Below are 22,092 nucleotides of genomic sequence, written 5' to 3'. Positions count from 1 at the left end.
GCCTCGTCTCTACCGGAACCCATTGTGGCTCGAACGGCAATTCGTGATTCATCATCATCTGACCGCCTCCTGTGTTGTGCCGAGGTTGTCGAAACGCCGATTTGTGTTGTGGATGTCGCTATCCCGCTCTGTCTGAGTGAAGCCCATCCGAAATGGAATTCCAGGTTTCCCTGATTCGCCGGTTTTGAGCAAAAAACATCCTGTGCCCGGGGGAGTTTCGCGAGTAGTGGAATCAAGATTGTCGTCGGTCGCGGGACGTGGTGCCGCCCAGGAATTGATCAGGAGTTTCTCGGTCTCGGTAATCGACACCGCGGCGCGCAGCCGATCGACTTCTTCGGGCCCGACTGGACCGATAATCTTGGCCCGCGCCCGTTCGAAAAATCCCAGCGCTTTAGATCTAGCCGCAAGAGAATCAAAAGAAGTGAGGTCTTTGATGGTGTGGCTGCACATGATCAATCCCGTCCCCAATGGCCGATTGAGCCTGGTCAACGCATCGACCCGGTCGACCATGAAGTCCCCTACTCCGAGAACACGCCAGATCTCGTCCATGACGACTTCAAAGGTCCGTTTGGGGGCGAGCCCTACATCGGCGAGGTAATGGGCCGCAGCGACAGCCCCGAAGCCGCTGGACCAACACACCATCAGTACCGCAGCAAGGAGTTTCGTGTCGCCTTCAGGAATCCGTGATACGTCGACGCAGATCGCGGGCGTATTCAGATCAAGTCTGCTAGTGGTGCGTCCGTCGAAGATTTCGCCGAATGGCCCTTCTACCAAGGCACGTAACGACCTTCGCAGCGTTTTGGTGCTCGCCCGATAACTCGTCGGGTCGTCTTCTTCAGCGAACTGCTGCAGCCGCTCCGCACTACCGGAAATCACCTCGAGCAAGTTCGACAGCAGTGGCGGATCCTCCGGGGTGAATCCGCCAGCCGGACTGTAGAGTTCACGCAGTCCCGCCGCGATCAGAGTTTCCTCGTAGTCCGCGCAGCGCGAGCCACGCACCAGCTCGATCAGCCCGGCAATAATGTTGACCTGTCCCGCCTCTACCCGTGCGGCTACTTGGCGGCGCAGGTCCGGGTCCGGCAGTCTGGCGATAATCGTGCCGAGTGCTCCGACATCGAGTGGGTTGAGCTTTCCGTGCCCGTAGCCGATGTCGATGACTTGTCCGCCTAGGCGCTCCACCAAATCTCGGTAGTCGGGTTTGGTGTCGCCCATACACAGCACGGTTTCGCCTGCGGCGACCGCGCCGGTCACCATCCTGCGAATCAGTGAGGACTTTCCAAAACCGTTGAGCGCCAGAACGAATGCGATCGGAGCGGTAATGAAGCCCCTCAAGAACCACGCCATGACATCGAAATGGACAGGGGTCCCTGTGATGTAGTGGGCACCGACTGGAGTTCCGACGATCGGAGCGCTCGCACCGATCGCCCACGGCCACAAGCCCGCGACTTGCACGGTGGTCGACCGCCATTCCGGGGTCGTTGGCACCACTGCGGCTCGCCCACCCCCGAGGCCGGCGTATCCGCGGTCGGTGAGCTTTGCCAGCGACCGATGGAAGCCGTTGTCTCGCTTGATATCTTCCTCGCGTCGGGCCGCTGTTGCTCGGCGATGATCATCGGAGGAGATCCTCAGCCGCGCCCGCAGCCCTGTCAGACCGCGGCGTGTAGCGTCGGCTTCTGCGAGGGCGCGGGCCTCGGGGGTGAGGACTCGGATTCCGGCGACGGTCATCGATGTCGCGGCTCGTGTGCGCTTGCGGTGGTTTCTTTCTCGGGCGGTGCTCACGCTGAGACCCGCTTCGAGATCGACGTATGTTCCGGCAGGATTAGCCCGATTCCCAGCGACGCGGCGAATGTCGCGGCCTGCGAGCCGTAGCAGCGCCGAACCCCCAGACGGGAGGCGTCGGTCATTCCCTTTACCGATGCTTCGATACCGGGCAGATCGGCCTGGAGGTGATCGCTCACCGTCACCAGCAATCCAAACCGCGTCAGTCCGGCCCCCCGGGCTTGTTCTTGGCGGGCCGCGTTGGTGTTGCCTACGCGCAATGACGCTGAGGCCGAGGCGATCCCGCGTTCTGTCTGTTCTGCGGCGAGCGCGTCACGGAAGTCCGAATCGACCAGCTTGGTTGCTTCGGCGGCGGAATGGAGCCGGTAGACGATCGCGATGCGTTTGCGTGGCACGTCCGCGCGTGGGCGCAGTAACTCTTCGAGCCCGGTCTCGAAGACGGCGCCGCGCGGGGCGGCATCCATTTCCCAGGTGATCGAGCGTGCGCCGTCGTGGCAGTAGTGGTCCCAGCGATCTTGGTGTGCGACGGGTCCTGCGGTATCCCACGATTGAGTGGTGGTGATGTCGGGTCCTGCCGCTTCGACGTCGCGCTGGGACGCGAGGTCGTATCGAGACCGCACGAGTCCGATGACTTCCCACGCCTGCAGTGGGGTTGCGGGCAGTCCCGCGCGGGCCAGGTGGGACAGCACTCCTTGCAGGCGTTGCCCGATCTCGCGTGCTTGCTCGGCGACGTCTCGACGAATCCTGCCTTTGCCGATCGCGCGGTAGGTCAACGCGATTCGTGCCTCGAGTCGAACGCCGATACCCCCGACATCGGCAGCGGCTTCGCGCATCACTGCCTGCGCGAATTCCGGTGCGTCCGGACGCACCAGCCGGGCGACTTCGCGACGCTGCTTGAGCCGGGTCTCGACGACGTTCTCCACGACCGCGGTGACAGCGACGACTTCACCACCACGGCTTTGCGCGGCGAGGAATTGTCCCCAACCTTCCACCCACGCGTCGATCTGGTGCTGGTCCACCAACTCCTTGCCACAGGGGATCACCCGAAGCACCACCGAGTAGTGATCCGTGCGGCGGATGTGGAGCATGGCGAAGCGTTTGCCGCCTGCGGTCTCATATTCGCTCAGCCGTGAATCTGCCAGCAGGCCAGGCAATCTCGCGGTTCCGGGAATGCGGGAGAATCGGCCTGCGTGATAGACCTGTTCGCCGCGTGAGCGGGCCATCGCGTACTGGGTGCGCAATACCGCGATTTCCCAACCGGTGCGCCCGTTATGGGTAATGACCAGCGGTACGAATATTGCGGCAGCGACCGTTATCGAGAGCCCTGTCAGCGGTAACGAGCGGGTGGTCATGAATGTGGCCATGATCGCGATGACCAGACCGAGACCGGCCATGGATGCGCCCCAGGTGAGGCCGAAGAAACCGGCCGAGCGTGGACGTTCCCATCGCCCGTACATGCGTGTACTCATCGCCGGACCTCCCCCGGCACCGGTGCGTTGACTTCCATTCCGGAATCGGTGGCATCACGCCCCTGGGCGTCTATCGACGAAATCCCCTGTTGAGCAGCGTTTTTAGCCATCTGTGCTCCCATCACGGCTGCGCCGACAGGCCCAGCAGCCGCGCCCGCACCACCCGCTGACGCCGCGGTGGCCCCGCCCTGGGCGCCAGCGGCACTCGCTCCGCCCGCCTCGGCAGGGGCAGCCGCTGCGCCCGAAGTCCCACCACCGCCTGCCGGCGAACCTCCGTTTCCTCCACCGCCGCCCGATGCGCTGATCCCTGTGCTCGCACCCCCGCCGGTTCCACCGGCCAGCGGCCGACCACCGCCGCCTCCACCGCCCCCGCCGCCTCCTGATGGCTGTCCCCCTGTCGGAGACGCCCCACCGCTTGGCGCGTTTTCGCCTTCGCTGACCTTGCGTGCGTCTGACCCGCCGCCAGCTGATCCGGTGGCGAGGCCGATCGCACCCCCGGCCAGTGCCGCTGCGGCACCTCCACCGCCGCCCAGGGTCGCTACCGCCGGCGCGATCAGCCGCATCAGCGCCGGTAGCACGATCGGCACCATCAGAAGCAGGATCAAGCCCAGCAACACCAGTTGCGTATCCTGTTGCTGCCCTTCAGTTTTCGTCCCGGCCGCGGTGAATGCGATCGCATAGACGAGCGCGCCGGTGGGTTTCCACAACACAAACGCCAGCGACCAGGCCAGCATCTTCTTGTACGCCTGCCCTCCTGGCGCGGTTCCCGCCGCTGCCGCGGCGATCGGGATCGCCGCGACCACCAGAATCAGCAGCGCTTGGCGCACCACCAGCATCACCAGTTGCACCAGCAGGCTGATCAGCCCGAGAATGCCGATTACCAGCAGTACCCCGGATCCCAACCCGGTGTGGCTGCGCAGATCGAACTCGGTGAGCCGAGCTACCGCGGTGTTCAAGTCGCCGTGGGTGGCGTCGAAGATCACCCAGCTCGAGAACGCGTCTCCTGCGCGGGTGCCCATGGTGATCACCGCGGCGAAGGTCATCGACGCGAAGACCGCCCTGCCGTAGACCAGAAACGATTCCTGCGCTTCGCCCGCGACGCCGCCGCGTTTGGACATCGCCAACCGGGCAGCGGCGAACATGATGCCACCGGTCATCAACAGAATCTGTAGGCCGCCGGTGTAGCCACGGATCGACGTCAGCACCGGACCCGGCTCACCAGTACTCGCCGTCAGTTGTGGTGAGGGGAACTCCAACCACCACATCAGCGCCAGCCTGAGCACGAATGCCACACCGGAGACGAGTTTGTCCACGATGTCGTCGAACCCCGAGTTGATCGCGTCGCCCGCTGCTTCGGTGCCCAAGTCCCGCAGCGCGCAGGCTTCTCTCGGTCCGAACGGGATATCGCAAATCCCAGGGATAGGAACCTGGGTGCGCCAGCCGTGTGCGTCGACGGCCATCTGGATAGCAGCCGTGTTCATTCGGTGCCCTTCCATGACCCGAAATCCGCCAACGAACTGATAGGAATGCCTGGGGCCCAGAAGGTTTCGATATCGTCAGGGACACGGATTCGCCAGTCGTCATCGGTCCAAGCCATCGGCCACGTCGAGTAGGCCCAGCCGCCAACGGATTTCACGGCTATCTGCACGACGGCGAAGTCCCGGCGGTATCCGGGCAGCACGCGGAATCCTTCGGGAACGACAACGAAGCTGGCCGCGTCGGGGGTGCCGCGGCGTGAGCGCGTGAACCGGTCGATCAATCGTTGTCCACCGCCGAAGTAGCGCTCGTTCACCACCTGCTGCCAGACACCAGAGGGTGCGGCCAGTGCTCGGCCGAGTGCGTCGTAGGCAGCCAGGCCAGCGCCTTGGGGTGTGTTGGCGAAGCCGGAGGCGATGCCATCGCTGATGTGTGTGGGTCCGTCGCTGCTGGAGACGGGCAGAGCGGCCCCTCCCCAGCCGCGCTGCCATTGCATTCGTGCGGGGGCCGCGGTCAGGTAGCCCGGTCCTGCGGGGTCCGGTCTGGTCGAGGGATCTTGTTGTAGCGCTACGCCTTCTTCGCGCGCTGGCACGTCGAGTCGGTTGCCGAACAGGTCGGTGGTCGGGAGTTGGGCGGGGCTACTCGATGCTGGAGCGGCTTGATTCGGTGAGGATGACCTGACGGGGTGGTCGGTGGCCGGGGGTGTGCTCGGTGTGCTGTGGTTGTCGGTGATGGTCAGGATGAACGCGGCGGCGACTACGACAGCGATACTGACGAGGAGGATGATCAGCAGGCGGTTGGATTTCATAGCTGTTGTCTCCATGCTTATTTCGCGGCCAGCTCGACCATGCCGATGGGTGGAATGGGTATCGCTGATACCGGCGGTGTGCGGGGTTGCTCGGGCAACAGCAGTCGCCAATCCTCGGACTGCCACACGACGCTCGCGAGATTTCGGGTGAGCGAGGAGTCCGGATGGATGGTGTAGATCGCGACATCAGCGTGATCGGCCGTGTAGCCGGTGATCTCGTAGCCGAGGGTTTTCGGTGCGCCGGTCGCGACCGGCGTGGTGATCGACACTTGGGCGCGCGTAGTGGCCCAGGCGTCGCGGCCCGGTCCGGCTATCAGCATCTGCTGCCCGATCAGCGGCCATTGAGTATCGGTGGCCGCCGAGATTCGGACCGTGGCTTGGATTGCTGCCAGCGCCGCCCCGGGCGGTGTGTGAGCGAAACCTGCCACCACCGCGCCATTGGTCGTCGTCGGGCCTTGGTCTGCGGTCGGGACCGGGATTCCCTGGAAAGTGGTCCACTTCACGCCGGTTGGCGCTGTGTGAACGTCGACTTGTTCACTGGTAGGAGCTCGGCCGGGTTGGCTGTCGCTGCATCCGATCAGTGTCGTGAGACCTAGTAGGGCGAGCAGGCCGAGCGCGGTCAGTCTGCCGTAGCTGAGGATGTTGTTCACCTGGTCTCCTGCTAGTCAGTGGAATAGAGGGCCGCGGCGAGACCGCCTGCGGATCCGAGAAGGACTGCGCCGAGCAGGGCTCCGACGAGTCCTTCGATTGATTCCTCGCGGTAGATCCGGACGGCCAGGAGGCCGCCGACCCAGATGGCCCGACCGATGCACAGCAGCAGCACGATCCAGGCCAGCCACCCGAGTAGTTGGGTAATGGGTGTGACCACGTCATCGGGTAGGCGTTTGTATGTCATGGCCGGTCCACCCGAGGCGAAGGGGAATCGCTGCCGCCGGGACCCCGCAGCCGATCGGCATCGGTGCGGTAGGCGATGTCGAGTGCTCGGAGTATGAATGCCGCTGCGGCCTCCGGATCGGACTGCGGCAGCAGATGTCCCGAGGCTGGAACGATGTCGTAGTCGCCCCAGATGGCGTCGGCTAGTCGGACGGACTGACTCGGGGGCACGATCTGGTCGTTCGCGGCGGCGACCACGAAGGTCGGGACAGCGCGCAGTGTGGCGGCAGTGGCGGCTTCGAGGCGGAATTCGGTGATCGCACCGAGCACGTCGGCGAGGACTCGCGGATCGACGTGACACCCGGCGTCACCGAGTTCCGCTGGCGTTTCGGAATACGGAGTCCCGGCTGTCAACCGCCGTTGCAGCATCGCGTGAGCGCTTGCGGTGGCAAAGTCGAGCCGTCCGTGCCGAAGGCGCGATAGGTGCACGAACTGACTTGGCAGACACGGCAATTCCGCTGTGCCGTTGAGCAGAACGATTCCCGAGAGCGCTGCGGCACGATCGGGATAGAGCTCTGCGTAGGCTTGGGCGACCAGTGACCCCACCGAGTGCGTGACCAGCACGACAGCACCGACAGCATGGGTCATGACCGCATCCAAGTCATCGGCCAACTGATGCAAAGTAGTGCTCTGGTGTCGGTTCGGACGACCGGAGTGTCCGTATCCGCGCTGGTCGTAGGCAATCTGGACGATTCCGCCGTCGAGGGTGTCGTGCAGATGCCGGGTCACCGCATCCCAGCACGACGAGTCGGTGAGTATCCCGTGGAGGTAGACGATCGTCGCGGGGGCGTCGACGCGACCGAGGCGTCTGGCCGCGAGCCGCAGCCCATCACTCGTGGGCACGGTCAGTACGTGTTCCTGGTTACGAATCATCGGATGTGTCCTCGAATAGATCGGCGAGGCAGACGCTGATGGCGGGTGTGATCACGCGGCCGAATCTCTGAGCAACGCATGACTGGCCGGCGGGCGAAACTGCTGCGGGCCAGCCGCATGCGGCGCCTCACGGTGATCCACCCGTGACGACGGCGTTCATGATGCCGCCAGCACCCGTAGCGATAATTCCGCCGATGAGCGCGCCGAGGACGATCTTGGGTGATTCGAGGCTCCCGCCGTGGAAACGTTCCCAACCGAACTTGCCGCCCGCATAGATCAGCGCGGCGACCCCGGCCAGCATGACGATCCAGGACAGGTAGTTGACGACGTTGATCAACTTCAGCGAGCCGGGTGGTGGTTTCGGCACGATGGTTATTTCGTCGGCCAGCACTCTGACTGCTTCACCGATCAGGTAGGCGGTAGTCACTGTTATCTCTCTGAATCAGGTTGTGGTGCAGCGTTTTCCCGTGACGCCGCAAGCCGGGTGAGGATGGCGGTCCCGGCCCGGTGCACGTCAGTGGGGACGGCGTCGTGTATGCGAGCACGTCGCGGTGGCACGGGGTCGAAGGGCAGATATTGCGCGAGGTCGGCCAGGTCGCAGGCGATCAGCTCGTCGTGCCAGCCGATCGCGTAGAGGTCCTCGACCAGTTGGGCGACCACCCGGCGGTAGCGGCGCACGGTGGCGGGCACGCGGCCGGGACGTGCCGCAGTCAGCACCAGACCGATCACAGTGACGCCATCCGGCGCCAGACCGGCATGCCATTCGCGCAGTCGCTCGGCTGCGGCGGTAAGTCCGGGCATACACAGCCGTGCGGCCACCACGACACGCTGGGTGCTGCGGGGCGAGCCCGGCCACGCCAGCCCGGTATCCGCTGCGGGAGCCCACCAGCGCGCCAGCGTGCTGGCACCGGCACCGCCGTGCGCGCCGAGGACGGCGAACAGTGGTGGATGTGGACCGGTGACCGGTAGCGCTGTACTGCGTACTGACGCACAACGATCCGATGGGGGCGCGGTGACCGTTCCCGGATCCAGCCGCCGATCCGAGCCCACTGATTCCGGTTCGTCACGATGCAGTCGCAGGGGTGTGGCCATCGGCTCATCCCTTCTTCTGGATGTTCGTGATGACCGCGCCTTCGGCGGTGAGGCGGACGTTGATCACCTGCAGGTAGTCCAGGCGCTGGCCATCGGGGTGTAGCTCGGCCAGGTGCACGTCGGCGACAGTGGGGGCGATCGGTGTGATCGCGACGCAGTGCCGGGTGCCGAGCGGGATGGAGGCGATCCCCGCTCCCAGCGGCTCGGGCGTTATCCCGGCTTCGGGTGCCAGCAGGCTCAGCGCGGCGTCGCTGCTGCGCTCGACGTAGTAGGCGTGCTCGAACTGGGTGATCGCTCGTGTCGTGGGATCATCACCGCTGACGGAATCGGTGACCGTCGCTCCGGACAGTCCCGTGCACGCGGTACTCGCGGGGATCGTGCTCGCAGGCGGTGCCGCCGTCATCGTGGGCACCGCCACTGCGGGCTGTTCGCGATTGACTGAGACCGCGCCCCCCACCACCAGTACGGCGGCGAGGACACCGACGCCACCCAGCGCGATCCACGCCGGTCTGGGCAGACCTCGACGTTTCCCATCCCATGGTTCGGCAGCAAGCTCAGCGGGTTCACTTCGCTGCTTATCGAGCCAGTTCCATTCGGGATTCACACCGTCACGATCGGGGGCGAGGTCTGGCATCGGATCAGGCAAGATCGTGGCGGAGGACGGTTCCAGCCAGCCCCATCCGTGGCGGGGGTCGGCATTGGTGTTGATGTTGGGGGCCATCGGTGGGTGTTCACCTCCTGTGTGGTGCGAGTGGGGGTGGTGCGAGTTGGGCCCTTCGGGGGGAGCCGCAGGGGATTGACGAGACGATCAGCGTTGAAAGGTGCGCTGATGCGACTCCTTCCCCCGAAGGGGTCTAGGGGGCGGGCAAGCCGCCGGGGGTGGGGGTAGTCGGTGTCGCCGCAGAGGTGGGTCGCTCGCTGGAAGCGGTGGGCGCCGGGCTAGTTACTCGTGGTGTTCCACTGACCGGCGCGGACCGTGTGGGTGTTGTCGCGGCGAGGTCGTGGGCCGCGGCGGCGAACCAATCGGCAGTTGTCGCCAAGGCCGAGCGGCCGGTCGCAGCGGCGGGAAGGTTGGTGTAGCTGCTGTGGCGGCCGTCGGTGTCGCTGTAGCGGGTCTGGCTACTCAGCTCGTAGAGCTGAGTGTTGTCTTTGATCTCGCTGGTGACGGCATCGAATGCCTCGTTCACCCAGCGACTGGCGGTTTGCGGTGGCACCAGCTCAACGGCAGCCGCGGCGATCTTCGTACCGAGCACTGCGAGCGCGGCGAGGGGGTCGGCCAATCCGACGGTCGCCAGTTCCGCAAAGGTTTGGGGGGTGAGGACCCTGCGGGCGACGGACACGACGGCTCCGAGTCCGATGGTGCCGATCTTGAACAGCGCGGCCAGCGCCTGATCGGGGCCAGGCAGTGGTGTGGCCGGATCGGAGGCGTCGGCCAGGCGCTGACTGATCGAGGTGCTCGGCTGATAGGACAGTTGGTCAAGGCTGTTGCCTTGAATGTCCTCGTTGACCACGCCGACGGCGGTCTTGTACACCGTCGCCGCCAGGGACTCGGCGACCGTGGAGATCGCGGCGACGGGATCACGCAGATCCGTGCGCGCCGCGATGTTGCCCACCGCGGTCGCGATCGGCCCCGCAGGCGCTACATCGCAGGTCACATCTCCGGTGGCGCAGAAGTCGGCGACTCGGCCGGCCAAGGATCCGAATTCCGCGGGCGTGGTGCTGTTCTGGGCGATACCGCCCCCGCTCGGCTTCGAATCCAAGAGCGTGACTCGCGATACCTGTGCACCGGAGGTTCCCGGAGCCGAGGACGGGGTGCTCTCTCCTGGACGGCCAGGAAGGATCGCGGTGTTCTGCCCGCGTGCGGGGTTGGCGATCAAGGCGATCGCCGCGACTTGGTCCGCGCCCACTGCGCTGGCACCGGCGCCGACTCGCCGGGCGAACGCCGAGACCGCGGGTGCGCCTTGGGTATAGCCCGCAATAGCGATTTTGGTTGCTGGGCAACGGTGCACGATCTCGGTGGCGGTGGATTCCAGGCGTGTGGCCGCGGTCGTGATGGCCTGTTCGTAGGGTTCATCCGCGCCGGTATCGCTGCGACCGTAGGGAATGTAGAGGCGTTGGACCAGTCCTTGGGCGGCACTGTTGAGCGAGGCGAACATCTGCCCGAGGGCGCCGGTGTCGGTCGTTGCGCCAGTGTCGGGGGCGCTCTCGGCTGGGCCTTGCACGCCGAGGACATACAGCGCTGGGCAGCTCGGTCCGAGCGGCACTTCATCGTCGGCGCGTGCCGATACGGTGCCCGCAACGGTTGCACAAACCAGTGTCGCCACTGTCATCACCGTTGTCGCCAGTCGCGGGCGGCGGTAAGGCGGTGCGGCGTCCGCTCGCTGGATTAGTGGCATTGTCTGGTTGTGCCGCACGATGTTTCACCTCTCTCGGTTTCGGTTGGTCTCGGAGCCTGCCCGCGCCCGGCAAGGGGGAAGAGTGGGCGCGGGCAGGGTTTCCTGGGGGCAGGTTCAGGGCATCGCGGTCGGTGTCTGCGGAGCCGGCGCGGGGCGGGTCTGGGGCGAAGGTGCCCGTTGCAGGTAGGCGGTGAGCCGGGCGATGGCATCGGCCGCGCCGTCGATCGCCGCTTGTTGGTTGTCCACGGGGTACTCGCGCCAGCTCAGATCCACGCCGTGGTCGCGGTAGTCGCGGAACAGTCGTCGGCCTGATGTGACCGGAATGAGGGTGTCCTCGCTACCGTGGTAGAGGTGCACGGGGACTTTCGGGGCGTCGATTCCGCATCGCTCACGGGCGAGCACGTACTTCCACATCGGGTCGTTCCATGGATCGGGCCGCTCGCACCAGCGTGCGAGTGGCTGCCGCCGGTATGTCGCTAAAAGCTCAGTAGCGCTGAGTGTTTCGGCGTACTCTGCGACGAGGTGTCCTTCTGCGGTCAGTACGTGCAGCATCGGTAGGTGTGCGTAGGCGCGTCCTAATCCGATCAGCCCGGCCAGGGTGAGCGCAGACCACTTCCCGCCGTCGAAATCTTCGATCAACTCACCCGGATCCGACACCGTCGCTCCCGCGGCGATCCCCCGCAGATCCAGCTCGGATGCGTATTGCGGTTGGATCTCTCCGGCCCACAATGCGGCTCGGCCGCCGTCGGCGTATCCCCACAGGCCGATGGGCACGTTGTCGAGGTCGAGGTCGGGAATCCGCTGCGCGGCCCGCGCGATGTCCAGCGTGGTGTGTCCTGCGGCGCGTCCAGCGAGGAAGGTGTGCGGCCCCATGCCCGTGAGACCTAATCCCTGACCATCGGGTACGGCGACGGTCCAGCCGCGTTCGAGGCCGCGGGCCAGGAGGTCGGCCTCGGATTCGGTGCCTGTGGCCAGTTGTTGGGAAGGCGCACACACACCGCCGAGTCCGTGAAATGCTGGGCAGTACACCAGCAGCGCGCCGGGTGTCGCGGCGGTGTCGGGGGCTATGACCATGCCGGAGGCCGGGGTCAGCTCGCCGTAGGAGTTACTCGACACGTACACCACTTGCCACGCGTCGGATACCGAATCCAGTTGTGGTGTAGTTGTTTTCCGCATGCGCAGTAGATCGCCTGACTGCCGGTTAGGTTCGACCGGCTCGGCCGCGAAGAACAGGTCGTCGTCTTCGGTGAGAGTGTCGGTCATCATCTGCTCCCGATGTCATGAGCCAGTGCCACGAACCAGGCGATACCGGAGCTCAACTGCCCGGTCGCGGCGTAGCCGTTGTGGCGGGCGACGGTGTCGGCGTAGTGCAGCCACACGCCGGGGTTGCCGAGGTCGGCGTTGTCGGCCATCAGTTGGCCCCAGGCATTGCCGAGTTGCCCGGTAAGTTTCGGCAGGAGCCCCAACGGGTTGCTTGCCACCGCCGCTGTGATCTCGTTCCATTTCGTCGCCGCTGCCGCCGCGTCGGCGGGACTCGGAGCGGGGATCCTGGGGTCGGCTGCGTCGATCAGCCGTTGCGCGAGGCTCTGTTGCGGGAAGTAGTCGGCATTACCCGCTCCGACCTGGAAGTCGTGATTGACAACCGTCGTCCACGCCTCTCCTAGCGCCGCGGACAGCAGCGCGTTGAGCGATCCGAGGGCGGTAATGGGATCGTGCAGGCTCGCCTGCGCGGCGATTTCAGCGCCCACTCGTAGAAGCGCCGCTTTGTCCGGTGCTGAGCACGCGAGGTCACCGTCGACACAGATGTCGGCTACCCTGCCGGTCAGTTCGCCGTATGTTGTTCCGGTATCGGCGATCCCGCCGCCGCCCGCAGCAGCGTTGCTGATCTGTACCGCCGATGTTGCGGCACCGCTAGTGCCAGGTGCCGGATCAGGGATGACTTGACCCGGCCGGCCGGGAAAGATCGGACCGCCAATCGGCCGTGTGGGGTTGGAATACAGTGCGATACCTGCGATTCGGTCCGGTGGCACCGGGCCGACGCCTGAACCCACGTCCTGCGCGAAGCCCGCCATCGCCTGTGCCCCTTGGGAATACGCGACTCCAGCGATGAGCGTTGCCGGGCAAGTTCGTACGACCTCGGCAGCGGCATCGTCGAGTTGAGCGCGCTCGTCGGCGACCGACGCCGCATAGGGATCAGCCCCGCCACCAGGCACTGCCCCGCCGAAACCTGCCTGGTAGCCGATATAGCTGTGTTGCACCAGTCCGGGTGCCGCGGCCTGGACCGGTCCCAACAGTGCACCGACCACGCCGGTGTCCGCCAGCGGATCCGCGGTGGGTGAGGACTGGCCCGTCCCTTGGATCCCGATCACATACAGTGCCGGGCAGCCGGGCCCGATCGGAACCGCCTGCGCGGGACTGCTCACGGCGGCGCTGATCAGTCCCGACCCTGCCAGGGCTGCTGCCCCGGCCACGGCCTTGAGTCGATGTGCGTTGTTCGGTGTGCTCATGGCTGGCCGACCCCCACTCCGGCGCCGAAGCCCGCGCCGACGGTTCCGCCCACGGCGGCGCCGACGGCGGCGGCTGGAACTCCGGCGATTGCCGCACCAGCGGCAGCCCCGGCGGCCGCACCCAATGCGGTACCGGCGACTCCGGAGGTCACGGTCCCGATAATCGGCACCGGCACGAGGGTTCCCAGTGCTGCTCCCGCGATACCACCGACCGTGCCGCCGATCAATCCACCGACCACTGCCGCGGCGGCGGCCACGGGCGCGCCGGCGATGGTGGCGCCTGCGGCTCCGCCGACGACGAGTCCGGCGGTCGTCGCGCCGCTGACTCGATCCGATCGCCCTGGCGGGAGGCCGATCGAGTCCAGGCCCTGTGCCACTTGGGCTTCCAGCCCCGCTGCGGTGTTGTTGATCGCGTCCCGGCATTCCGGTGGTAGCCACTCGGGCGACGGAGTCTGGAATTCGCCGATCCTGATGGTGTCCGGGGGTGCTTCGATCGGTGCTACCGGCGGCACGGGTTCGGGCCAATGCAGATCCTCGAGTTCGATTGGCGGCGCGGGCGCAGGTGAGGGAGCAGGTCTGCTGGGCGCTTCGTTCCGTACTGCCGGGGGTTGTTCGTAATAGGCCGGTTGCGGTGCAGGTGCGGGTTCAGGCGGCGGGGCCGGTGGCGGTGGCGGAGGTGGTGGTGTCGTTCCGGGCTGTGCAGGGCCGGTGACGCCCGGTTGGTCGGCGATGTGGTCAAGAATCGATGTTGCTGCGGCTGTGCTGGGACATCCCAGGAGCAGCGCGGCCGGGATCGTCGCTGCAACAGCTACCCAGCTACTTCGGGATGCCCGCCCTGCGTGGGCATTCGATCTTTCCAGCGCGGCAGTCGATGTTCGCAGGGCGCTGATCCGCTGCGGAAGTTCTATGCGATCCGGTCTCCCGCTCGGACTTTTACTTCTGGTTTCGGACATGCCGAATAAACCCTCCGTGGTGAAGGCGAAGAATGGTTCGAAAGAAGCGCTGAGTACGTTCCCCGGGGGCCTCTCAGCACGATGCGGTCGGCCGAGAGGCCCAGCTCAGAGCTGGTTCTTCTAGATGAACGGCAGAACGAGCGACAGTACCTGGGTCGCCAACGACAACCCGTTGGACAAGAAAGATACGGCCATGTTCGCCCAGGACAGAATTACAAACGGATCCATGAGTTTGTTTCCCTTCAGAGCAGGTTGCGGTTGCTCCACCATCCAAACCCTGAAGCCGATCGAAAATCTAGGGGTACATTTCATGCAGTTTGCGTTAACGCGCTCAGCGTAAAAACTGCCATTCCAGTCACAACCAGCGGCAATCGAGCACATTTGACGCACAGAGCATCAAATAACATTCTTCCTCGAAACCGTTGCTCCCGTGCAAGTTCCCGCCCTCCTGGCCAGGCCGTCGAAGCACTGGATTCGCTATCTTTCCGCAATCACGTGGCGAAATGTACGTTGCCGATTCGTACCCATTCTGGTAGACACGAAACAACTCGGGGGAATCGAGTCAACCATAATATCTGCCTGATACATCCATGAGAAAGACGTCAGAAGAGAGGGGGGACTCCGTATGAGCCGGAATCCCACGAACCGTTCGCGTGTTGGCCCTCTGCGTGTTGGCTCTCGCCGCCGCCTGTCCACACCGCGGACCGCTCGAATGCCCCGGCTGCGTACCTACTGCTGGCAGATCCGCAACGAGATGGGATTGTCCCGACGCGAAGCCGATGCTCTCATCGGCATCAGCTCCTCCTACATCGGGCAAATCGAAACCGGCGAGCGTGTACCCAGTTTCGAGATGGTCGAGAAGATCATCAGCGGCTACGGGCTCACCTGGGCACAGGCCCAGCACATGCGCGAACTGCGCGCTTCGCCAGTCGAGCTCATCGCTACCGACCAGCTCCGGGCCGACGTTCATCAGTCGCCGAACCTACTCGCGCACCTGGCTGACCTCGAGGATCAGGGGGTCCACGCGGTCGTCGCTGATCCATTGTGGAATGTACTCGCCGCCAACCCGTCGTTCTGGCAAGCGTTCCCCGGGCTCGGCCCGACCGACAACCTCCTGGCTTGGTACTTCGGCCCGACGGCTAAAGAGCTCGTCATCGAGTGGAAGACTGAAGCGCTTCACGTCGTCGCGACAGCGAAGGGTGCCGTCGGACGTCACCGCGATTCTCCGCAGGCCCGCCAGTTCCTCAACCAGATGAGCCCCGACCACGAATTCAGCAACATCTGGATCAACAGCACCCGCATCGCCTACGGCCGCGGCGCCGATGACTACCTGCACTGGCGTGAACCCGGCACGGGGGATCCATATTCGCTGAGCCTGCAGGTCAGCGAAGTCTCCGAAGCTCGGGACGTGTTGCTCGGCTACATCTTCCGCAAGCCGTACGCCGGTCCACCACTCACCTGACACCGATAGCTGCGCCACCTGCCCGGACGGTAGACGCCCGTGATCGTGCGTCGACCGGCGTGAGCTCTGGTTGGGCTCGCGCCGGTTCTCAAGCAGCTCCCAAGCTGTCTTGGCCGCAATACTCCACGGCACCAACCGCATTCGTCTGCCAAGTCGCGTCGCCGCGGCACGATACGAACCCCGATGAACCGTCAGATGCGTTTCACGCAAAATGCGTGCATTCGAGCACTGGCGCAACTATCCCGAATCGATTCTCATTGAATTGGGGGGATGTACTCGGTCATTCGACAACGAGGTCCTCATCTGATGACAGCCAAACCTGATACCTCATATGCCACAAGCAATCCCGATCACCTCGTGCAACGACGCTTGCCTCCGGCGACACCTCAGCGGAAGTCACCTACGACGGAACAGACGGCCTATCGACCGGGATATAGCCGATGAGCGACCGCAGCCCGACACCGCCCACTGAGCCACCGGACGACGATGGGACTTATCCCGTCGAGTTCGGAGCAAAGAAGTCGCACAAGTCGGTCCGCTGGTATCTGCGGCAGCTCAACGCCGGCACGCTTCCCGGGCACCGTGCCGGGCGCAGTTGGTTCCTCACAGACGACGATATTGCTGCCCCTCTGAAGCTGACCGAGAAGCCGATCACCCAACGTCTCGACAGAGCCAGCGGGCCGAGCAAACACCCACAGCAACGACGTCGGCCGAATCGCCGTCCGCGCCGGCCGATTCCGCCTCAACCGCCGCCCTGAAGCCCCCTGCGGGGACCGATGCCGACCGGCCCCCACAGACGGGATCGCACGGCCTGGAGGGGACCGCCAGATGCGCCCTGCACCTGCCCTCCAGGCCGTGCTTATCCCGTCATCGGGCTTCGGCGCCCGTTCCGTCAGATCGTTGAAACGGACCAAAGTTCTTGCCGGAGCGACCAATCCTCTCTCGAACTGCGGAGTACAACCGAGCCACGGTCAGCCGCGCTCGATGAGCCGGACTGATCCCGACAGACCGCACCCCCTCCGCGGTCTCTCGATACGATGCCGCTGGATCACATGGTCCGGCGGCATCGGTCGTTGGTGCGAGCAACCGACCGTTGCACAGCCCGCGCGGGATGTAGCTCCGTGACCTCCGAACTGTTCACAGGATTCTCGCAGCTGATGCGCGGGGATCCAACAGCCAGACCACCGAACGTCATACGTCTCTCTGTGCCCGTCGAGTTGAACCCATGCCCACCGGATTCGGTGACAACTGCCCCTGCGGTGCGACGGCGCGGGAGTACACGCGACTCAGCCCGCTGTACCCCGGCCGCTGTCGAAGGACTCGCTATGCATGGGCGGAAGCTGACCGTGAATCTTCGCACCGTCGGCACCGTCGGCACCGTCGCCAGCCTCCACACAACACCCAGGACAGGCCGACCCCTCGACTCGTGATTCTGCCTCCGCCAGAACCACCCAGGGTCTAGCCCACTATTCACACCAGCACGCGCAAGGACAGCGCACATCAGGGCTTTGAGGCCACGATTATGCTGTTTGTCGTCACGGACTGGCACGGGATCGTCGCGATGTCATCGAAGCCAGTGGCCGCGAGCCATGCCGTGTACTCACCACCGGAATAGTTCTTTCCGCCTTCTGTCTCCACCAGCATGTTGATTCCTACCAGAGCAGCGCGAGCCGGTCCGGTCCGCGCTTCGTTGAGTAGGTCTTCCAAGATCACTATCTTGCCGCCTGATGGAAGCGCTCGGAAGCATTTCTCCAGGAGTGTCCGACCGGTCTGCTCATCCCAATCATGGAGAACCGCTGACAGCGAGATAGTGTCATAACCTGCCGGAAGCTCCTCGTCTACGTTGAAATCTCCCGCTTCAGTCGATATTCGCTCCCCGAATCCGGCGGCGGTGATCTTCTGTGCCGCGATTTCGCAGACGAAAGGCAGTTCAAAGACAGCAGCCCGCAAGTCTGGGAAGGCTCTACACGCTTCGATCGCCAACGCACCTGATCCCCCACCGACATCAAGCAGCGCCTTTCGTCGAGCCAGATCAGGAAGAGCCTGCGTCAATACTCGCCCGGTAAAGCTCGACATCGAGTGCATTGCCTCCCAGAACATGGACACGACGAGCTGGTCACCGCGATCGAAGACAGTGTCCTGCTCATCCGGATTCCATGTGGTGGGTCGATTGGTGCGCAGCGCAGTAGGTAGATTGTGCCAGCCGGGATATTGGCGGCGTTCGGCATAGCGGACAAACCCGCCGAAATAGTATGGCTTCCCCTCGACCAGGAACTCCTCAGAAATTGCCGAGTTTGTATACACATCGCCACGTTTGTCCAATAACCCTAGCGAAGCACAGGCGGCAAGTAGTAAGTCGGCGGGCCGATCCGCAATCTTCAATTCGATCTCAGCCTGCTCACACGTAAGGCCACCCGATCGATTCATCACCCCGAAGAGATCCATCTCGACGGCAGCAGCGAATATCCTTGCAGCCCAACCGCCGGTAATCAATTCGAATAGTGGAATTGGCGTAAGGTTCGCGAATATATATTCACCCACACCGGACACATTGACATCTGTTTCACTCACTCGCAGCCTCCTAAACAAGGACTGTCCGCACACAGTTCGAGGGATCACCCGGCGTCGAGCGTATCCATGTGCACGAACCTTCGCTGCGGTGGCCCCTGCACTGCGGACAGTAGCAGAACAACCTCGAAGCTAGCAGAATGGTCGGACCTTCCACACCTTGTTCGCACTAATTCATTCGAAGTCTCAGGGCGTCTCGAATTCAGCGACATTCGTGCATACCGGCTGATCGGTAGGCGTCGAACGCTTCGCGCTCAAATTCCGAAACACGATGCCATCAGCATTATCGAGGCACATTTGACGCTGGGAGCGTCAAACGATTCGCTGATCCGATCTGCTTATCGACCCTCGCTCCCTGGAAGGGGACGATCCGTTGCGCTAACATTCGGCAGCCTCCTCGGCAAATGCGAAACGTTGCCTGGTCACGGCCGTTCTGGTATGAACAAAACGATTGGCTAGTCAGGGGAGATCCACAGGTTCGTCGTCCAGTTGCCATGCTCGAAATCCTGAGGGGGAGGCATCTCGCATGAGCAGGAAGCCCAGCACGCACCGGCCACAAGCACGTGTTCCGACGTTGTCGGACTTCATGATCCAGGTCCGAGGCGGGTTGTCTCGCCGCGAGGCGGCCGAAATAACTGGCGTGAGTGAGCACTACATCCGAAACATCGAGGACGGGGACCGTCATCCGAAGGCCGCGATAGTCGCGCAACTCATTGCCGGCTACGGGCTGAACATGTCCCAGGCCCTTCACGTACGTGATTTGCTCGCGCCTCCGCTGGATCTGACTCCGACCGAAACGCTCAAGGAGCAGGTCCTGCAGAGCCCGGGCTTGCTCGACCACCTAGATCTTCTCGAATCCAAGGGTGTCCTGGCCGCATACGTCGATCCCTTGCTCAATGTCCTGCTGCTTAACAAGCACATGGTCCGTGCATATCCCAGGCTCGACGTGGTCGGGAATGTCGCACCGTGGATTTTCGGACCTCACTCTCGAGACATCCTCACTGACCGGGGCAACGAAAAGGACCAGGTGGTTGCTCTGTTGAAGGCGGTCATGGGCCGACACCGCGATTGTCCCCAGACCATCCACCTGCTCCGGCGACTACGCCCGATACCCGAGTTCAACCGGATTTGGAACACTCGCACTCGTATCGCCTATGGTCGCGAGACCACCGATTATCTCCGCTGGCGCGATCAGTTCACCAAAGAGCCCCTGACTGCCAGCATCTACAGCACCGACGTCGAGGTACGTGACGTCGTGCTGTATCTCGCCTTCATCAAAGACGATGCCGGTATGCAGCGGAATATCTCGATGAGCTGACTTTGGCTGTCCTGCTCGCTCGTTCGCATGCGGCTCGCACAACCTTTGTGCGATGCCCGCTTGTTAGCCGAGCCTCCGAGCCCGATTGCCCTACACGCTCCACGGTAAGTGCCGGTTCTCCTTCGCCGTCGGCACGGCCGATCGAGCGACCCATATCTGTGACGTCCACCGGCGAGATCAGCGCACAAGGCAAGCTCGGAAGGATTCCCAGGTTCGGCTCACACTCCCACGGACTGCCTACGAGCTGGCCCTGGAACCGATGGCGCGGACCGCGCCCAGGGCCGACGCCTTACCCTTCTTCTCGTTCGGCGTCGGCACGGCCGATCGTAGGACCGCAGGAAGAAACGCTAGCGGTCTGCCGCAGCACGGTAGGGCCGCTCTCCGAATCGTCGGCTGAGCAACGTCCACAGCAGCAGTGGACTCTCGTTGCCGACCTCGACGGGTTCTTCGCGCCGCCTGCCTTTGGCCGACAACTGCACGAATGCTGTGTGATGACCGCAGTGACGGCGAGAAGTCCGGTCCAGTATAGCTTTTGACCCCTGACCAGGAATTACGAGAGCGGCCTAGGAGGACTTGAAAGTACTCCAGTTAGCGCGGCCGACCTGGATGTAGCGCATTGGTCGAAATTCAGGTTTGATGGTCTAAGGGTTTAACGAGTCGGTCGGTAGAGAGCAGATTTCTCATGTCCGCGATCGAACTGGACTCGTCCGTCCCACTATCGCCAACGAGCGAACATCTGGCAGCTCGCACACCAACAGCCGCTCAACAGAGCCGATACAGCACAGAAATACCCCTTCAGTGGAGTTCGAAGAGTGGACTCGACTCTGATCCACGCGGGCCGATCTGGAGGTCAGGCACGGATCAGCCCACTGCCGATATCTCGACGGGCGACGCTCTACTCCTCGTCGTGCTCCTCGCGAATTGCGGCGTCGTCGCCCCTCCCTCAATCGTGGTCGAAGCCCTCTCGAGTGTTTTGGCTCACCTCAAAGGATTGTCGTGAGCACGCAGGATGTCGACGTCGCTCGACAGCTCCTGCAGCACTTAGGAGTTCGCCCCGAGGAACTACTACGAGCGCCAAACGACAGCAGGGTAGTACCGACATTTGGAGAGTTCATACCCCGAGTCAGCGCGACCGTTTCCGACGGAACTCGCCGGACATACAGTCCATACTGGCAGCGGCTCGACGCCATCTGGCACGACCGCTCCCTCGATGAACCAACTCCTCTTGAGCTGACCGAAGTGGTGCAGCAAACCCGACAACAAGCAAACACCAGGCAGAACGGCCGGGGAGGGCGCTCGGCCGCGGAGAACATGGTCAGTGCCATTCGCTGCTTGTACCGATTCGCCGTCGAAGACCGCCACCTATCCGCGTTCAACAATCCTGCAGCCAACCTCAAAGCGCCTCGTCGCCTTCCGAGTACCCGCCGAGCGCTCGCCAAAAGACACCTTTCCGACCTCCACGCCGTCGCGGCTACGACCGGCGATGACAAGGACCTCGACCAGCTGATAGTTCGCATACACATCGAAACCGCGTGCCGGCGTGAGACCGCTCTGCGTATACACGGCGACGACCTTGAACCAGAGCAGTGCGTGGTCCGGCTACACGGCAAAGGCGACACTGTTCACTGGCAACCCGTCTCTCCGACCTTGATGGACCAGTTGATCACCCACAGGGCGCGGAGCGCGGATCCAACCGGCCAGCTGCTGCGCTACAAGAACGGTCGCCCTATCACTCGCCGTCGTTATGACCATCTCTGGGATCGAATTGGCCGTTCTCTGCCATGGGTCGCTATCCAGGGCGTCACGACTCACTGGATTCGGTACACCACTCTCACTTTCGTTGAGCGAAATTTCGGTTACGCCGTGGCTCGTGCGTTCGCCGCCCACGCCGATCCGACTGGCCAATCTGGCGCAACCCTCACCTACGTTCGGGCCACGATCGAGGAAGTCGCCGCAGCGGTACAAATGCTCACGGACGAACCACATCCCCTTGCGCCCGATTACCACGAAGGCGAGCAAGGTCTGCTGTCGAGCGCCGCCCCGAGCCTGCACCGCCAGGCGCTGCGGCCTACTCCTTCACGACGGGACTAGCTGGTGATCCCGATAGTGGCGCCTGCTTGGCTTGAAGGTTCCCGCCAAGGACGAGATCTGAGCGTCGGACCTCACGGATCAACACCCCCAGCGAACGACACCAGCCCACGCCCCAACATGTTTCAACCACCAAACGAGCCAAACACCTGTGCGCACTTAAGCACACGGACAGCCAGCTACTTCCGAGAGGAGACCGAAACTCACTACTGCTCAATGCAATACAGATTCAGAAGACGTGAACATCAGCTATGTGCTATGTTTTGGCGACGTAACTGACCACCGCTTTAACACGCATTGTGTTCAGCGGTGTCGCGAATAGGGGTTCAAGTCCCCTCTCGCGCACAACTTTGACACGTAGATGTCACGA

General features: G+C 63.7%; 18 protein-coding genes. 3 read left to right on the top strand and 15 right to left on the bottom strand.

Going from position 1 to position 22,092, the window contains the following annotated elements:
• Positions 1 to 54: 54 nt before the first annotated feature.
• From ACQPW1_RS22405 to ACQPW1_RS22340, 14 genes are all read right to left on the bottom strand, one after another.
• Positions 55 to 1,725 carry a hypothetical protein gene (locus ACQPW1_RS22405; protein ID WP_433664647.1) on the bottom strand — a complete coding sequence of 557 codons (1,671 nt, stop codon included), beginning with the start codon at positions 1,723 to 1,725 and terminating at the stop codon, positions 55 to 57.
• A 50-nt stretch (positions 1,726 to 1,775) separates the two neighbouring features.
• Positions 1,776 to 3,248 (bottom strand): SCO6880 family protein, encoded by a 1,473-nt coding sequence (locus tag ACQPW1_RS22400; RefSeq protein WP_433664645.1) that lies wholly within the window; start codon positions 3,246 to 3,248, stop codon positions 1,776 to 1,778.
• Entirely contained in the window at positions 3,245 to 4,729 is a 1,485-nt protein-coding gene (locus ACQPW1_RS22395; RefSeq protein ID WP_433664644.1) for a hypothetical protein, read from the bottom strand. The genes ACQPW1_RS22400 and ACQPW1_RS22395 overlap by 4 nt, the downstream gene beginning before the upstream one ends.
• Positions 4,726 to 5,532 (bottom strand): hypothetical protein, encoded by an 807-nt coding sequence (locus ACQPW1_RS22390; RefSeq protein ID WP_433664643.1) that lies wholly within the window; start codon positions 5,530 to 5,532, stop codon positions 4,726 to 4,728. Before ACQPW1_RS22390 ends, ACQPW1_RS22395 begins: the two co-directional genes overlap by 4 nt.
• A 17-nt stretch (positions 5,533 to 5,549) precedes the next feature.
• Positions 5,550 to 6,182: a hypothetical protein gene (locus tag ACQPW1_RS22385; protein ID WP_433664642.1), complete on the bottom strand. Its 633-nt coding sequence runs from the start codon at positions 6,180 to 6,182 to the stop codon at positions 5,550 to 5,552.
• A gap of 11 nt (positions 6,183 to 6,193) precedes the next feature.
• The gene (locus tag ACQPW1_RS22380; protein ID WP_433664641.1) at positions 6,194 to 6,427 is read right to left on the bottom strand and encodes a hypothetical protein; all 234 of its coding nucleotides are present in this window, start codon (positions 6,425 to 6,427) and stop codon (positions 6,194 to 6,196) included.
• Positions 6,424 to 7,338 (bottom strand): alpha/beta fold hydrolase, encoded by a 915-nt coding sequence (locus ACQPW1_RS22375; RefSeq protein WP_433664640.1) that lies wholly within the window; start codon positions 7,336 to 7,338, stop codon positions 6,424 to 6,426. Before ACQPW1_RS22375 ends, ACQPW1_RS22380 begins: the two co-directional genes overlap by 4 nt.
• 127 nt (positions 7,339 to 7,465) lie before the next feature.
• Complete coding sequence (locus ACQPW1_RS22370) at positions 7,466 to 7,765, bottom strand: hypothetical protein (RefSeq protein ID WP_433664639.1); 300 nt, start codon at positions 7,763 to 7,765, stop codon at positions 7,466 to 7,468.
• Between the two features lie 2 nt (positions 7,766 to 7,767).
• Positions 7,768 to 8,430, bottom strand: coding sequence for a DUF6668 family protein (locus ACQPW1_RS22365; RefSeq protein WP_433664638.1), 663 nt, complete (start codon positions 8,428 to 8,430; stop codon positions 7,768 to 7,770).
• Between the two features lie 4 nt (positions 8,431 to 8,434).
• Positions 8,435 to 9,151: a hypothetical protein gene (locus tag ACQPW1_RS22360; RefSeq protein WP_433664637.1), complete on the bottom strand. Its 717-nt coding sequence runs from the start codon at positions 9,149 to 9,151 to the stop codon at positions 8,435 to 8,437.
• 133 nt (positions 9,152 to 9,284) lie between these two features.
• Positions 9,285 to 10,754 carry a cutinase family protein gene (locus ACQPW1_RS22355; RefSeq protein WP_433664636.1) on the bottom strand — a complete coding sequence of 490 codons (1,470 nt, stop codon included), beginning with the start codon at positions 10,752 to 10,754 and terminating at the stop codon, positions 9,285 to 9,287.
• A gap of 186 nt (positions 10,755 to 10,940) precedes the next feature.
• Complete coding sequence (locus ACQPW1_RS22350) at positions 10,941 to 12,089, bottom strand: lipase family protein (protein WP_433664634.1); 1,149 nt, start codon at positions 12,087 to 12,089, stop codon at positions 10,941 to 10,943.
• Positions 12,089 to 13,333, bottom strand: a complete 1,245-nt coding sequence (locus tag ACQPW1_RS22345) for a cutinase family protein (protein WP_433664633.1) — start codon at positions 13,331 to 13,333, stop codon at positions 12,089 to 12,091. The genes ACQPW1_RS22350 and ACQPW1_RS22345 overlap by 1 nt, the downstream gene beginning before the upstream one ends.
• Entirely contained in the window at positions 13,330 to 13,845 is a 516-nt protein-coding gene (locus ACQPW1_RS22340; protein WP_433664632.1) for a hypothetical protein, read from the bottom strand. Before ACQPW1_RS22340 ends, ACQPW1_RS22345 begins: the two co-directional genes overlap by 4 nt.
• 1,153 nt (positions 13,846 to 14,998) lie before the next feature.
• Between ACQPW1_RS22340 and ACQPW1_RS22335 the strand changes: the two genes are divergently transcribed.
• Entirely contained in the window at positions 14,999 to 15,748 is a 750-nt protein-coding gene (locus ACQPW1_RS22335) for a helix-turn-helix domain-containing protein (protein WP_433664631.1), read from the top strand.
• Between the two features lie 1,500 nt (positions 15,749 to 17,248).
• Here the strand turns inward: ACQPW1_RS22335 and ACQPW1_RS22330 are convergent.
• Positions 17,249 to 18,319, bottom strand: coding sequence for a methyltransferase (locus tag ACQPW1_RS22330; protein WP_433664630.1), 1,071 nt, complete (start codon positions 18,317 to 18,319; stop codon positions 17,249 to 17,251).
• A 523-nt stretch (positions 18,320 to 18,842) separates the two neighbouring features.
• Between ACQPW1_RS22330 and ACQPW1_RS22325 the strand changes: the two genes are divergently transcribed.
• Positions 18,843 to 19,634, top strand: a complete 792-nt coding sequence (locus ACQPW1_RS22325; protein WP_433664629.1) for a helix-turn-helix domain-containing protein — start codon at positions 18,843 to 18,845, stop codon at positions 19,632 to 19,634.
• A gap of 996 nt (positions 19,635 to 20,630) precedes the next feature.
• On the top strand, positions 20,631 to 21,725 hold the full coding sequence (locus ACQPW1_RS22320; protein WP_433664628.1) for a tyrosine-type recombinase/integrase: 1,095 nt from the start codon (positions 20,631 to 20,633) through the stop codon (positions 21,723 to 21,725).
• The last annotated feature ends 367 nt before the right edge of the window (positions 21,726 to 22,092 follow it).

The organism is Nocardia sp. CA-128927 (assembly GCF_050955855.1).
In the GTDB taxonomy this organism is placed as follows: domain Bacteria; phylum Actinomycetota; class Actinomycetes; order Mycobacteriales; family Mycobacteriaceae; genus Nocardia.
The sequence above is the reverse complement of the archived record's forward strand: the minus strand, read 5'-3'. Positions and strand labels throughout refer to the sequence as shown.